Below are 15,799 nucleotides of genomic sequence, written 5' to 3'. Positions count from 1 at the left end.
ACTATTAGTTTTTATTGCGTTCAATAAACGTAATAATAGCTCTTGCAATATTTTTATGGGTTGCTCTTTCTATACCTTCTAAACCAGGTGTTGAATTTACTTCTAATAATAATGGTCCACGAGCAGATTGCAACATATCTACACCACAAACAGGGAGTTTTAATGCACGAGAAGCATTCATGGCAAGTTTTAATTCTTCGGCATTTAATTTTATAATATTAGCTGAACCACCGCGATGTAAATTAGAACGGAATTCACCTTCTTTACCTTGACGCTTCATGGCACCAACCACTTGTCCGTCCACAATTAAAGCTCTAATATCGGCGCCTTTTGCTTCTTTAATAAATTCTTGAACAATAACACGTGCTTCTAAACCATTAAAGGCTTCTAAAACCGATTCGGCAGCATTTTTTGTTTCAGCCAAAACAACACCTAAGCCTTGAGTGCCTTCCAGCAATTTTATAATAACTGGTACACCACCAACATGTTCTATAACTTCCTCAACATCGCGAGAATAATTAGTAAACACCGTTTTTGGCATGCCAATTCCAGCTTTACTAAGTCGTTGTAAACTGCGTAGTTTGTCGCGTGAACGCTGTATGGCATCCGAGGTGCAAATGGTAAATACATTCATCATTTCAAATTGCCTTACAACAGCACAGCCATAAAATGTTACCGAAGCACCAATACGAGGAATAATAGCATCAACATAATCAAGATATCTGTCCTTATAATAAATAGTTGGCTTTTCTTTTTCAATAATAATATCGCATTTTAAAGGATCAATAACTTCTACTAAATGACCTCTATTTTCACCTTCTTCTATGAGGCGACGAGTAGAATATAAGTTGGGATTTCTTGATAAAATTACAATATTCATAATGCTTTGTTGTTAAACGATTGGTCTTCCAAATCAACATCAACCAAAAACTTTTTGCTTAAAAACTGTCTGCCAATTAACACAGGAAATTTCATATCGTCTCTTGTGCTTAAAGTTAAGTTAATCTTGTACTTCTTTCCAAAGAATACGACTTCAGATTTTATTTTATACCTATTTTCCTTAAAGCCATTACTGCTTTTTACGTCAGTGTAAGTGTAATTATTAAAAATAATATCCTTACTATTAAAATTAGGGTGTCCTTTACTTTTAAAAGTACATCGTAAAGTGTTGTTTTCTTCAATAATTTCCGAACAATGTATTGCAGATGTAAAAGCACCAGTATCTATTTTTACAGCAACATCAAATAAATTTAGCTTTGGAAAATCAACTTTATCGATTCTACCAAGAATTTTTTTTGTCATAAACAGGTTTAAATAAGTGGCGAAAGATACTGATAAAGATACTAGAAATAACATCTTTTTTAGATTGAATTATTACCTTTGGGTAATGGCAAAATCTCCTCTAGAAATACAAATACAAACCCTACCAAGCTTACCAGGAGTGTATCAATATTTTGATGTAAATGATACTATTATTTACGTAGGAAAAGCCAAAAACTTAAAGAAAAGAGTTAGTTCGTACTTTACCAAAACACATGACAATGGCAAGACGAGAATTCTTGTAAAAAAGATTGCCAACATCAAGCATATTGTGGTGGATACAGAAACAGATGCTTTATTGTTGGAAAACAATCTCATAAAAAAGCACAGACCACGTTACAATGTTTTGTTGAAGGACGACAAATCGTACCCTTGGATTTGCATAAAAAAAGAACGCTTCCCAAGAATATTTCAAACAAGAAGATTGATTAAAGATGGCAGTGAATATTTTGGGCCATATACAAGTGTAAAAACAGTATATACGCTTTTAGATTTAATAAGAGGTTTGTATCAATTACGAACGTGTAATTACGATTTATCACAAGAAAAGATTAATGCAGGAAAGTACAAAGTATGTTTAGAGTATCATTTAGGAAACTGCAAAGGACCTTGTGAAGGTAAAGAAACGGTTTCAGCATATGAAGAAAATATAAAAGCCATTCGCGAAATTTTAAAAGGTAACTTTAAAGACTCTTTACAACGCTTCAAACAACAAATGAATGACCTTGCAAAAGAGATGCACTTTGAAGAAGCGCAAAAAGTAAAAGAAAAGATTGATGTTCTTGAAAACTATCAAGCCAAATCAACCATTGTAAATCCAAAAATTAACAATGTTGATGTGTTTTCAATAGTTAGTGATGAAAGTTACGCGTATATAAATTTTTTACAAATTTCTTTAGGTTCTATTGTGCGTTCGCATACACTTGAAATAAAGAAGAAACTTGACGAAACTGATAAAGAATTATTAGAAATTGCCATCGTTGAAATTAGGCAGCGCTTCAATTCTCAGTCTAAAGAAGTTTACGTGCCTTTTAAAATTAATATTGGAGACAATGTAAAGGTGACCATTCCAAAATTAGGCGACAAAAAGCATATTCTAGACCTGTCATCCAGAAATGCCAAGTATTATAGATTAGAGCAGCTAAAGCAAGTGAAAATTGTAGATCCAGACAGACATGCCAATCGTATCATGGCACAAATGAAAGCCGATTTACGATTAAAAGAAGAACCAAGGCATATTGAGTGTTTTGATAATAGTAATATACAAGGCACACATCCAGTAGCTGCTTGCGTGGTGTTTAAAAACGGAAAACCGAGCAAAAAAGACTATAGGCACTTTAATATAAAAACCGTTGAAGGTCCAGATGATTTTGCGTCTATGGAAGAAGTTGTTTACAGACGCTATAAACGCTTATTAGATAAAAAACAACCATTGCCACAGCTTATTATTATTGATGGAGGTAAAGGACAATTATCCTCAGCTCTCAAGAGTTTAGACGAATTAAACCTAAGAGGCAAAATTGCCATTATTGGAATTGCAAAACGTTTAGAAGAATTATTCTATCCAAATGATCCAATTCCATTATATTTAGATAAAAAAAGTGAGACACTTAAAATCATTCAGCAATTACGTAACGAAGCGCATCGTTTTGGTATTGAACACCATAGAAATAAACGTAGTAAAAGTGCCTTAAATACAGAATTAGAGACGATTCCAGGTATTGGAGAAAAAACAATTGTGGAGTTGTTGAAACATTTTAAATCGGCAAAGCGTATTTCGTATGCAAAGCTGGACGAATTAGAAGAGGTCATTGGACTGTCAAGAGCTCAAAAAATTTATAATTATTACAATCAAAACAAATAGATTGAGAACTAAAATCATCATAGTAATTTTTTTCTTGTTTACTTCTTTTTCTGTGAAAGCACAAAATGAAACAGAAAAAAATTCAGCACCTAAAATTGGCTTAGTATTAAGTGGTGGTGGCGCCAAAGGGTTAGCACACATTGGTGTTTTAAAGACTATTGATAGTCTTGGCATTAAAATAGACCATGTTGCAGGAACAAGTATGGGAGCAGTTATTGGCTCGTTGTATGCTTCAGGATATTCAGGTAAAGAGTTAGAAAGAATTTTTAACGGGATAGATTTCGATAAACTTATTGGCGATGATCTACCAAGGGCTTCCAAAACATTTTACGAACGCGAAAACTCTGAGAAATATGCCATTTCAATTCCCTTTAACAACCTTAAAATACAATTACCTTCAGCCATTTCGAGAGGACAAAATGTGTTTAATTTATTTTCAAAACTAACGCTTCATGTAAGTGATGTTGAAGAGTTTAAAGACCTTCCTATTCCATTTTTCTGCATTGCTACCAATATAGAAAGTGGTAAACCTGTAATTTTAGAAAAAGGAAGTTTGGCTCAAGCTATTGCAGCAAGTGGTGCCTTTCCATCCTTATTTCAACCAGTAACTATTAACGACCAAATTTTAATAGATGGTGGTGTGGTTAATAATTATCCAATAAACGAACTTAAAGCAAAAGGTATGGATATTATTATTGGTGTTGATGTTCAGGACGATTTATCTACTAGAGAAGACTTAAAGTCGGCTCCTGAAATTTTATTGCAAATAAATAATTATAGAACCATTAAGGATATGGTTGAAAAATCAAAAAAAACAGATATTTACATTAAGCCAGATATTAAAGGGTTTACTGTAGTGTCTTTTGATGATGGTGCAGAAATAATTAAAAGAGGAGAAACAGCGGCAGTAAATCATATAACCGAGCTAAAAAAATTACCTCATAATATAGGTTTAATAGAGCGTACAATTCCTAAAATAGAAAATATAAAAATCAATAATATTTTCTTGAAAGGAAACGAAAATTATACAAGAGCGTATATACTCGGTAAGTTAAAAATTAAGGCGAATGAAAAAACAACCTACAGAGAATTTACAAGAGGTGTTAACAATTTAGTAGCTACAAATAACTTTGAAAGTTTTCTGTATCAATTAAAACCTAACAACAATGGCTATGATTTATTTACAAATTTAAAGGAGAGCGAAACCAATACGTATTTAAAACTTGGAGCCCATTATGACGACTTGTATAAAAGCGCAGCATTAATAAACTTAACACAAAAGCGGTTACTATTAAGCAACGATGTAACAACTTTAGATATTATTCTTGGTGATAATATTCGGTATAATTTCGAATACTTTATAGATAAAGGATTTTATTGGAGTATAGGTTTGCGATCTAGATTTAACACATTTCATAAAAATATTAATGCCTCTTTACTTTTAAGTGAAGCTGAAATTGCCACAACAGGATTAAACAAATTAGATATTCAATTAGATGATTTTACAAATCAGTTTTACTTACAAACATTGTTTAGAAAAGATTTTTCATTAGTATTGGGAGTAGAGCATAAAAAGTTGCAAATTACTTCCGAAACTATTGTTAACAATCCAGATCCGAACGCAGATAAAACAACATTCGAAAACACAGATTTTTTTAGTTTATTCGGGAAATTAAAATTTGACACTTATAACAACAAGCATTTTCCTAAAAATGGGTTTTTATTTGATAGCGATTTTCATTTGTATTTATCATCGTCAGATTTTACAAGCAATTTCTCTCAATTTTCTTTTGCTAAGGCCAATATAGGCTATGCCTTTAGTTTTACCGATAAGTTTTCTATGGTACTTGGCTCAGAAGGAGGGTTTAGAATTGGTGATAACTCTAACCAATCATTAAGTTTTGCTCTTGGAGGTTACGGAAATAACCTGATCAATAACTTTATATCATTTTACGGTTACGACCATATTTCTATAACTGGCGACAGCTTTGTAAAAGGGCTTATTAATTTAGATTATGAATTTGTAAGAAATCACCATCTTAATTTTTCGGCAAATTATGCTAATGTAGCAGATAGTATTTTTACTAATGGCGAATGGATTACAACACCAGATTATAGTGGTTATGCCTTGGGTTATGCCTTTGAAACCATTATTGGGCCAATAGAAGCAAAATATACATGGTCGCCAGAAACCAGCCAAAGCAAATGGTTTTTTAATATTGGCTTTTGGTTTTAAAACTTTGCTCAATTTTTCCGATATTTGTTACAATATGAAACCATTCTGGGCAGAATATCTTGTACTACTTCATTATCTTATCAAGAGAAATCCTGAGTAAGTTGGCATTGCTATTCCTAACTTTATAGGAATCCTTTTTAATTAATTATCTTAGTATAAATTTTATCACATTTGTTGTAATGCTAAATGTTAATAAAGCAATCAACAAATAAACGATTAAACAAATAAACATTATTAAAAATGCCATTTTATCATAAATTAGGAAACATTCCACCTAAACGACACACCATATTTAAAAAATCAAATGGTGATTATTACTACGAACAGCTTTTTGGAACCATTGGATTTGATGGTATGTCAACTAATAGCTATCATGAGCAACGACCAACGCAAGTAAAGGCTATTAAAAAACAGTATAGCGTGACTCCAAAAGTTGCTAAAGCAAATAACATTCAATCGTATCGCTTTAAAGGCTTTCAAGTAAAACCTGAAGCCGATTATTTGTTGAGTAGAAAAACAATACTTACTAATAGCGATTGTAATATAATTTTAGCCGCTCCACAAAATAAAACGCAAAACTATTTCTATAAAAACACTGATGCAGACGAAATGATTTTTATTCATAAAGGCACAGGAAAGTTGCGTACTATGTATGGAAATTTAGATTTTAAGTATGGAGACTATTTAATTATTCCACGCGGAATGATTTATAAAATAGATTTTGACACAGAAGATAATAGACTGTTTATTGTAGAATCCTATCACCCAATTTACACGCCAAAACGCTATAGAAATTGGTTTGGGCAACTATTAGAGCATTCTCCATTTTGTGAAAGAGATATTCGCAGACCAGAAGAATTAGAAACGTATAACGAAACCGGAGATTTTACTATTAATGTAAAAAAGCAAGGAGAAATTATTGAAATGGTGTATGCATCACATCCTTTTGATGTTATAGGATATGATGGTTACAACTATCCATATGCGTTTTCAATTCACGATTTCGAGCCTATAACAGGACGCATTCATCAACCGCCACCAGTACACCAAACGTTTGAAACATCAGCGTTTGTGGTATGTAGCTTTGTGCCTCGTTTGTATGATTATCATCCAGAAGCAATTCCAGCACCTTACAATCATAGCAATATAGATAGTGATGAGGTGTTGTACTATGTAGATGGAGATTTTATGAGTAGAAACGATATTGAAGCGGGACATATATCCTTGCATCCTGCAGGAATTCCTCATGGACCACATCCAGGAGCAATGGAACGAAGTATAGGTAAAAAAGAGACACAGGAACTGGCTGTAATGGTAGATACATTTAAGCCATTACAAGTTACAGAGGAAGCTTTAAAAATAGCAGATGAAGATTATTATAAATCTTGGCTTGAGTAATATAAATTAACAAATAAACACATCAACGATTAAACAAATAAACGATTAATCATGAGTAAAGAAATAAAATCAGTAAACTACGGTTTAGAAAAAATATTTGAAGGAGCGCAAGATTTTTTGCCACTTCTTGGAACAGATTATGTTGAGTTTTATGTAGGTAATGCAAAACAAGCAGCCCATTTTTATAAAACAGCTTTTGGCTTCCAATCTTTAGCCTACGCTGGCTTAGAAACAGGTGTTAAAGACAGAGCAAGTTATGTGCTAGTTCAAGATAAAATTCGTCTAATATTAACAACACCATTGAATAGCAACTCACCAATTAACAATCATATTGTAAAACATGGTGATGGTGTAAAAGTTATAGCACTTTGGGTGGATGACGCTAAAAGTGCCTACAAAGAAACCACAAGCAGAGGTGCAAAATCATATTTGGAGCCAGTTGTTGAAAAAGATGAATTTGGTGAAGTGATTAAGGCTGGAATTCATACCTATGGTGAAACCGTTCATATGTTTATTGAGCGTAAAAATTACAACGGAATGTTTCTTCCTGGATATCAAAAATGGGAATCAGACTATAATCCAACTTCAGTAGGATTAAAATACATTGATCATATGGTAGGCAATGTAGGTTGGGGAGAAATGAACCAATGGGTAAAATGGTACGAAGATGTTATGGGATTTGAAAATTTCTTGTCCTTTGATGATAAACAAATCCATACAGAATATTCTGCACTAATGAGTAAAGTGATGAGTAATGGTAATGGACGTATTAAATTCCCTATTAATGAACCAGCCGAAGGAAAAAAGAAATCGCAAATAGAAGAATATTTAGACTTTTACGAAGGTCCAGGTGTACAACATATTGCGGTAGCTACAGATGATATTATTAATACAGTGTCTCAATTAAGAGAAAGGGGCATCGAATTCTTATCAACACCACCAGAAGCATATTATAAAGCAGTTCCAGGAAGACTGGAGGAGTTTAGTCACGAACTTAGAGAAGATATTGAAACTCTAAAAAACTTAGGAATCATGATTGATGCCGACGAAGAAGGTTATTTGTTGCAAATTTTCACAAAACCTGTAGAAGATAGACCAACATTGTTTTTCGAAATTATTCAGCGAATGGGAGCAAGAGGTTTTGGAGCGGGAAATTTTAAAGCACTTTTTGAGTCTATAGAAAGAGAACAAGCTAACCGCGGTACACTTTAACAAACATTTAATACGAAAACAGTAAAAACTCTGTCTTTTATATTGACAGAGTTTTTTGGTTTTAATACTTTTGGAATAGTAATTGTATTTTCAAAGTTATTACAATAAAAAATTAATAAAATGGTTTAAATACAATTACTTAAAATATGAAAAAAAATCTACTTATAGTATTGACAACCTTGTTAAGCTTCAACTCTTTCGCCCAAAAAGAATCTGCTTACAAAGATGGAGAATGGTTTAAATTTAGAATGAGCTACAGTGGCTGGATGAAAGCTGGTGAAGCCACCATGGAATTAAAAGAAAAAAGACTTAAAGGAAAACCAGTATTTCATGTTGTTGGCAAAGGAAAAACCACAGGAGCAATTAGCTGGTTTTTTAAAGTAAAAGATCGTTATGAAAGCTATTTTGATAAAGAAAGCAATTTGCCTTATAAGTTTATAAGAAATATTAACGAAGGAGGTCACACAAAGAATTTAGAAATTGAATTCGATCAAGAAAATCAAAAAGCATATGTAAACAATATTAAAAAGAAGAAGAAAACGGTTCATGATACCAAGTTTGGTGTTCAAGACATGGTGTCGGCATTTTATTATTTGCGTAATAACTACGACACCAGTAATATTAAGCCTGGAGACGAAATAAACTTAACCATGTTTTTTGATTTTGAAAACTACAACTTTAAGTTAAAATATTTAGGAAATGAAACCATTAGAACTAAGTTTGGAAAAGTAAAATGCTTGAAATTTAGACCTTACGTTATGGCAGGTCGCGTGTTTAAAGAAGAAGAAAGTCTAACTTTATGGGTAAGTGCCGATAAAAATAAAATACCTTTGCGACTAAAAGCCGATTTAGCAATAGGTTCACTTAGAGCCGACTTAGATGCCTTTAAAGGGTTAAAACACCCATTTGAAATACAATTTGATTAATACTATGTCCAACCAACTAGATTATACCCATTTATTAAATAAAATACAACAAAAGTACGACGCCGAAAGCGAAGACACCGAAAATTATCTTGAAGGGTTGTTGTACTCAAATTCCATTACCTATTGGGATTATATACATACAGATGCCTTATTAAGCTTACAAATTCAACGTACCACATTTCCAGATGAAATGGTATTTATTACCTACCATCAAATAAATGAACTGTTGTTTAAAATGATACTTTGGGAAATATCTCAAGTTGCTGAATGCGAAAATTTAACGACCAAATTCTTTGAAGATAAGCTAATGCGAATTAGTCGATATTTCGACATGTTAACAACATCATTCAATATCATGCGCGAAGGGATGGATGTTAAGCAATACAGTAAATTTAGACACACATTAACACCAGCAAGTGGTTTCCAAAGTGGGCAATATCGAAAAATTGAATTTGCCTCTACTGAGCTCATTAACCTAATTGACAATAGATTTAGAAAAACCATCGATAGAAACACACCGTTTGAGCATGCATTTGAGCATTTATATTGGCAAGCAGCAGGAAAAGATTATAAAACAGGCAGCAAATCAAAATTACTTATCAATTTTGAAAAGCGTTATAAAGAAGAGTTCATAACATTTATGAAAATTTATAACACAAAAAATCTATGGTCTCGATTTAAAGAACTGCCAATTGAAGATCAAAAAAACACAAATTTAGTTAAGGCCATGAGGCATTATGACTATACTGTTAATATTACTTGGGTTATGGCACATTACAACGCAGCTGCACACTATATCTTAGGGCCTGAAGGCGATGGCGAAGCAACAGGAGGAAGCGATTGGCAAAAATATATGCATCCAAAGTATCAAAAACGTATATTTTTTCCTGAACTTTGGAGCCAAGAAGAAATTGATAATTGGGGAGAAACTGTTTAATATGATTTTTAAGAAGAAAATATTTCAAATCGTGTTTGTAATGCTAGCAATTTTTGTAAGCATTGTATCCTGTAAGGAAGAGCCAAAAGAAGAACCTAATAGTGAGGAAATTGCATTAGAAGAGGTGGTTGAAAGATATGAATTTGGGTTTAATCTTGACGACTTCATTGTTGTAAGAGATACAATAAAAAGAGGCGATACTTTTGGCAAAATATTAGAACGAAATAAAATAGGATACCCACAAATCTATAATATTGTTGAAAAAGCAAAAGACACTTTTGATATTAGAAGATTGCAAGTAGGTAAGCCTTATACGTTATTATGTTCAAAAGATTCATTACAGCAACCACAATGCTTCATATATCAACCAAATAAAGAAGATTATGTAGTTATTAATTTTCAAGACTCCATTCATGCATATACCAATAAAAAGCCAATTAAGTATGTAGAAAAAGTATTAACAGGTACAATTACTTCTAGCATTTCACAAACACTAGATAGCCTTGGTGTTAGTCAGGTATTGGCAAATAAAATGGCCGATGATATTTATGCTTGGACAATAGATTTTAACAGGCTTTATCCTGGAGATCGCTTTAAAGTGATTTATACCGATAAATACATAGATGATAGTATTTATGCAGGAGTGCATAACGTAAAAGCAGCTTATTTTGAACATAAGAATGAGCCATTTTATGCCTTTGAGTTTGAAACAGATAGTGAAAAAGGAATTATTGATTATTTTGATGATGAAGCAAAAAACTTACGTAGAGCGTTTTTAAAAGCACCAGTACAATTTAGTCGCGTATCCTCTCGCTATAACCTAAGACGCCGTATAGCTTATTACGGCAATAAAGTTCGACCACATCGCGGAACTGATTTTGCCGCAAATATTGGCACACCAATTTTAGCAACAGCCAATGGTACAGTTACTAAATCTAGCTATACAAGAGGCAATGGTAAGTATGTAAAAATAAAGCACAATGCTACTTATAGCACCCAGTATTTGCACATGAAAAACCGCAATGTAAAAGTTGGACAATTTGTAAAACAAGGCGATGTTATTGGTTGGGTTGGTATGACTGGTAATACAGGAGGTCCACATGTATGTTACCGTTTTTGGAAAAATGGAAAGCAAGTAGATCCGTTTAAACAAAAACTACCTGAGGCTGAACCTATTTCAGATAGCCTAAAAATGGAATATTTGGAGTTTATTAAACCAATTAGAGCACAACTAGATAATATCAAGTTTTTAGAAGATGAGTTAGAGATTAAAATAGATAGTTTAAAAACGTTAGATAAGCAAATATTAGTAGAAGACGATTTAATTACTGAAAAATAATGGCTTTAAAGCGTATAAACCCAACTAAAACTAAAGCATGGAAAAAACTCCAGGCACATTATGATCAAATTAAAAATGATCATATGAAAGATTGGTTTATAAATGATGCTAATAGAGCCAATCGTTTTACTATTAAGTGGGACGATTTTTTTGTAGATTATTCCAAAAACAGAATTAACCAAACAACAATAGACTTGTTCTTGGAATTAGCTGATGAAGTTGATTTAAAAGATGCTATAAATAAATATTTTTCAGGCGATAAAATAAATGAAACAGAACAAAGAGCTGTACTTCATACAGCTTTAAGAGCCCCAGAAAGTGTAGAGGTATTTGTTAATGGAGAAAATATTATTCCAAGAATTCATAAAACAAGACATCAAATAAAGTCCTTCACAAATAAGGTTGTAAACGGAGAGCACAAAGGCTTTAGTGGGAAACCAATTACTGATATTGTAAATATTGGCATTGGAGGCTCTGACCTTGGCTCTGCAATGGTAGTTAATGCTTTAGAGTTTTATAAAAATCATTTATCCACACATTTTGTAAGCAATGTAGATGGAGACCATGTTAATGAGATTCTAAAAAAACTAAATCCAGAAACCACACTATTCGTAATTGTTTCCAAAACGTTTACTACCCAAGAAACACTATCAAACGCAAATACTATAAGAAAATGGTTTTTGCAATCAACAAACGAGAAAAGTGTATCAAAGCATTTTGTAGCAGTCTCAACAAACATTGAAAAAGTTAAAGAATTTGGCATTTCCCAAGAAAATATATTTCCAGTTTGGGATTGGGTTGGAGGTCGATTTTCACTTTGGAGCGCAGTTGGGCTAAGTATTAGCCTATCGATAGGATATGACAATTTTAGCGCATTATTATCTGGTGCTCATAAAATGGATGAACATTTTAAAAACGAATTGTTTCAATCTAATATTCCAATTATTTCAGCTTTTTTAAGTATTTGGTATAATAATTTCTTCGAAGCTGAAAGCGAAGCAATAATACCATATAGTCAATATTTAAACCAATTTGCTACATATCTTCAGCAAGTTTTTATGGAAAGTAATGGTAAAACCATTATGAGAAATGGCGATATAGTTAGTTTTCAAACAGGAAATATTATTTGGGGTGAACCTGGGACAAATTCGCAGCATACATTTTTTCAATTATTACACCAAGGAACAAAATTAATTCCAACCGATTTTATAGGGTTTAAAGAAAGTTTGAATGGTAATATAGATCATCACGACAAACTTGTTTCTAATTTCATAGCCCAAACAGAAGCACTTTTAAATGGAAAGTCGGAGCAAGAAGTAGTAAAGGAGCTTAAATACTCTAAGCTATCTAATGATAATCAGAAAAAGCTTGTGCCCTTTAAAGTGTTTAACGGAAATAAGCCAACTACAACTATTTTTATTAATAAGTTAACACCAGAGAGTCTAGGTAAGCTTATTGCTATGTATGAACACAAAATATTTGTTCAAGGTGTTATTTGGAATATTTTTAGCTATGATCAATTTGGTGTAGAGCTAGGTAAACAATTAGCAAAAAATATACTTAAAGAGTTTAACTCAGCGTTAAATACGCCTCACGACTCTTCTACAAAAAATCTCGTAACCTACTACAAAAATAAATCTTAAAGTCTTTTTAAGAAACCTCTGCCAAGGTTAATACGTTAAAATTTGTTAAAATTCAACAATAGTATGTATATTTGCGGCGGCAAAAATTCTTAACAATTAGTTAATAAGCAATAACAATTAATGGTTAATTTTGCCTAGAACTAAAAAATCAATTTAATTTTTCAGTATGAAAAAAACTACTCAATTTTTATTACTTGCTTTAGCATTAGTATTTACTACTGGTGTCATAGCGCAAAGTACAGTTACAGGAACCATTATGGATTCTGAACTAAATGCTCCATTACCAGGAGCGAACATTATTGAAAAAGGAACTACAAATGGAGTTTCTACAGACTTTGATGGAAAATTCACATTAACTACTCAAGCAACTTCAGGTCAAGTAACAATATCTTATGTTGGATATGGCTCTGTAACATTGAGTTTTAATGGAAATACCAATTTAGGAACAATAACATTATCTCCGGATAACACATTAGAGGAAATAGTTATTGTTGGTACAGGGCTTATCGATTTAGCTGAAGATAGAAAAACACCAGTTGCAGTGTCAACTATTACAGCTGCTGAAATTCAAAAGAAAATTGGAACACAAGACATCACAATGACTCTTGTAAACACACCTTCGGTATATGTTGCAGGTCAATCAGGTGGTTTTGGGGATTCTAGAATCAATGTTCGTGGTTTCGCACAAGACAATACGGCATATCTTTTAAACGGACAACCAATTAATGGTATGGAAGACGGTAAAATGTATTGGTCTAACTGGTCTGGAATTAATGATATTGCTAGTGCAATTCAGATTCAAAGAGGATTAGGGTCGTCAAAACTAGCAATTTCATCAGTTGGTGGTACGGTAAACTTTGTTACTAAAACGACTGATAAAAGAGAATCTGGGTTTTTATACGCTGGTATTGCAAATGACGATTTTATTAAGACAACTTATCAGTATAGTACTGGGAAATCTGAAAAAGGTTGGGGAGCAAGCTTTATGCTGTCTCACTGGCAAGGTGATGGCTACAACGAAGGTAACTTTGGTGCTGGACAAACATATTTTTTATCTGTGGGATATACACCAAACGAAACACATAACTTTAACTTCCTAATTACAGGAGCACCACAGTTTCACGATCAAAACTTCTCTAAGAGATTATCTGATTATGCTAAGTATGGAAGAAGATATAATAATAACTGGGGAACTTACAAAGGTCAGTACATGACTGAAAGAAGAAATTTCTACCATAAGCCAGTTGCTAACTTAAACTGGGATTATACAATTAGTGATGATACTAATTTATCTACAGTATTATATGCGTCCTGGGGACGTGGTGGTGGAACTGGAAACAGAGGTTACCGTATTAGAACAGCTGAAGGGCGTATAGATTATGATGCTATTTATGCATATAATAATAGTGTTGCGAATGGAGCTGGTGGCTACTTTACTGCGGGTGGAGGTTATGTAACGCGTTCTTCAATGAACTTACACAACTGGTATGGAATTGTATCTAACTTACAAACACAGTTAAGTGAAAACCTTAGTTTTAATATTGGGTTAGACTTAAGAACCTACTATGGTAAGCACTTTAGAATGGTAGAAAATTTTCATGGCTTAACATCATGGCAAGAAGATATTCGTCTAAGAGATGAAAACCATCAAACATATGGTTCTTTTGGAACGTATAAAAATGTCATTACAACAAGAGACTTATCTGCAAATCCATGGGCGGTATTATTTGCTGATGTAGATGAAAAAGATAAAATTGCTTACAGTAATGATGAGCGTATTTCTTATGGAGGTGTTTTTGCACAATTAGAATATGCTAATGATAAATTTTCTGCATTTTTCCAAGGAGCTTTATCTAACCAATGGCACCAGCGTTTTGATCATTATCAGTATGCCGATCAATCACTTATTAATGGGACATCACCACAATGGACAGGAACTCCGCTTCCTGCTGGAACAACAGATTCAGTGGATTCTGAAAAAATAAGCAATGTAGGATATAATCTTAAAGGTGGTCTAGGGTTTGTGTTGGATGAAGCCGAAGAGAATAAAGCCTATGTTAATGCTGGGTATTATTCAAGACAACCATATCAAGATAATATCTGGACACAGTTTAACAACCAAGAAAGTCCAGGATACCAAAATGAAACTATTTTTGGTTTGGAAGCTGGGTACTCTTATAGTACAAGAGCGTTTTCTGCAAATGTAAACGTATATAGAACCTCTTGGAAAGACAGAGTTATAAGTTCTTCAAGTATTGTAGGTGGAGTAGTTCAAAATACACTAAATTTTGGTGTTGAGCAATTACACTCTGGGTTAGAAGTAGATTTTATTGCTAGATTAGCTGATGGATTTAAGTTTAATGGATTTATGTCTGCAGGTAGTTGGAAATATCAAGGAACTTCTAGAACTCAAATCACTGATGAGAATCAAAATATTATTTCTGAAGATGAAGTAGATGTTGATGGAGGTATGGTAGGTGATGCTGCACAATTTACTTTAGGATTTGGTATTGATGTAGATTTAGCTGAAAGACTATCTTGGGATGCAGACTTTAGATACTACGATAGATTATATGCAAACGTGGGAGCTGTAAAGCAAAACTTAAGAATGCCTGCCTACAAAATTGTAGATACTGGTGTTTCTTATAAAATGCTAGTAGGAAAAGATAAGGACAAGTCTCTTAACATTAGAGCTAACGTTAATAACGTATTCTATGAAATTTATCTTTCTGACTTAAGAACAAATATTCAAGCAACAGGAGGTGAGGCTAATTTTAAAGGTATTAGTAACCGTAACCAAGGATACTTTGGTTTAGGTAGAACCTGGAACGTAAGCTTACGTTACAAATTCTAATATTCTTATATAGATTTTATAAAAAGCCTGCTCATAAAGAGCAGGCTTTTTTATGAATAAAAATCACTAT

General features: G+C 32.9%; 11 protein-coding genes. 9 read left to right on the top strand and 2 right to left on the bottom strand.

Going from position 1 to position 15,799, the window contains the following annotated elements; translation table 11 throughout:
* Window positions 1–4 precede the first annotated feature (4 nt).
* Window positions 5–880: a 30S ribosomal protein S6--L-glutamate ligase gene (gene rimK, locus E5167_RS02290; protein WP_136840607.1), complete on the bottom strand. Its 876-nt coding sequence runs from the start codon at window positions 878–880 to the stop codon at window positions 5–7.
* Window positions 877–1,302, bottom strand: coding sequence for an ATP-dependent zinc protease family protein (locus E5167_RS02285; protein ID WP_136840605.1), 426 nt, complete (start codon window positions 1,300–1,302; stop codon window positions 877–879). The genes rimK and E5167_RS02285 overlap by 4 nt, the downstream gene beginning before the upstream one ends.
* Window positions 1,303–1,387: 85 nt before the next feature.
* On the opposite strand from E5167_RS02285, the gene uvrC reads away from it, so the two are divergent.
* The 9 genes from uvrC to E5167_RS02240 all read left to right on the top strand — a co-directional run bounded on the left by uvrC (window position 1,388) and on the right by E5167_RS02240 (window position 15,729).
* Window positions 1,388–3,184, top strand: coding sequence for an excinuclease ABC subunit UvrC (gene uvrC, locus E5167_RS02280; protein ID WP_136840895.1), 1,797 nt, complete (start codon window positions 1,388–1,390; stop codon window positions 3,182–3,184).
* 1 nt (window position 3,185) lies between these two features.
* Window positions 3,186–5,420 carry a patatin-like phospholipase family protein gene (locus E5167_RS02275; RefSeq protein WP_239021923.1) on the top strand — a complete coding sequence of 745 codons (2,235 nt, stop codon included), beginning with the start codon at window positions 3,186–3,188 and terminating at the stop codon, window positions 5,418–5,420.
* Between the two features lie 240 nt (window positions 5,421–5,660).
* Window positions 5,661–6,818, top strand: a complete 1,158-nt coding sequence (locus E5167_RS02270) for a homogentisate 1,2-dioxygenase (RefSeq protein WP_136840603.1) — start codon at window positions 5,661–5,663, stop codon at window positions 6,816–6,818.
* A 51-nt stretch (window positions 6,819–6,869) separates the two neighbouring features.
* Window positions 6,870–8,030, top strand: coding sequence for a 4-hydroxyphenylpyruvate dioxygenase (hppD, locus tag E5167_RS02265; RefSeq protein WP_136840601.1), 1,161 nt, complete (start codon window positions 6,870–6,872; stop codon window positions 8,028–8,030).
* Between the two features lie 146 nt (window positions 8,031–8,176).
* Complete coding sequence (locus tag E5167_RS02260; protein ID WP_136840599.1) at window positions 8,177–8,956, top strand: DUF3108 domain-containing protein; 780 nt, start codon at window positions 8,177–8,179, stop codon at window positions 8,954–8,956.
* A 4-nt stretch (window positions 8,957–8,960) separates the two neighbouring features.
* On the top strand, window positions 8,961–9,893 hold the full coding sequence (locus tag E5167_RS02255) for a tryptophan 2,3-dioxygenase family protein (RefSeq protein ID WP_136840596.1): 933 nt from the start codon (window positions 8,961–8,963) through the stop codon (window positions 9,891–9,893).
* Between the two features lie 40 nt (window positions 9,894–9,933).
* Complete coding sequence (locus E5167_RS02250; RefSeq protein ID WP_239021922.1) at window positions 9,934–11,232, top strand: M23 family metallopeptidase; 1,299 nt, start codon at window positions 9,934–9,936, stop codon at window positions 11,230–11,232.
* A complete protein-coding gene (gene pgi / locus E5167_RS02245; RefSeq protein WP_136840592.1) occupies window positions 11,232–12,875 on the top strand; it encodes a glucose-6-phosphate isomerase in 1,644 nt (547 codons plus the stop codon). Before E5167_RS02250 ends, pgi begins: the two co-directional genes overlap by 1 nt.
* Before the next feature lie 166 nt (window positions 12,876–13,041).
* A complete protein-coding gene (locus tag E5167_RS02240; RefSeq protein ID WP_136840590.1) occupies window positions 13,042–15,729 on the top strand; it encodes a TonB-dependent receptor in 2,688 nt (895 codons plus the stop codon).
* Window positions 15,730–15,799 lie beyond the last annotated feature (70 nt).

Source organism: Pontimicrobium aquaticum, assembly GCF_005047595.1.
Lineage (GTDB): Bacteria > Bacteroidota > Bacteroidia > Flavobacteriales > Flavobacteriaceae > Pontimicrobium > Pontimicrobium aquaticum.
The sequence above is the reverse complement of the archived record's forward strand: the minus strand, read 5'-3'. Positions and strand labels throughout refer to the sequence as shown.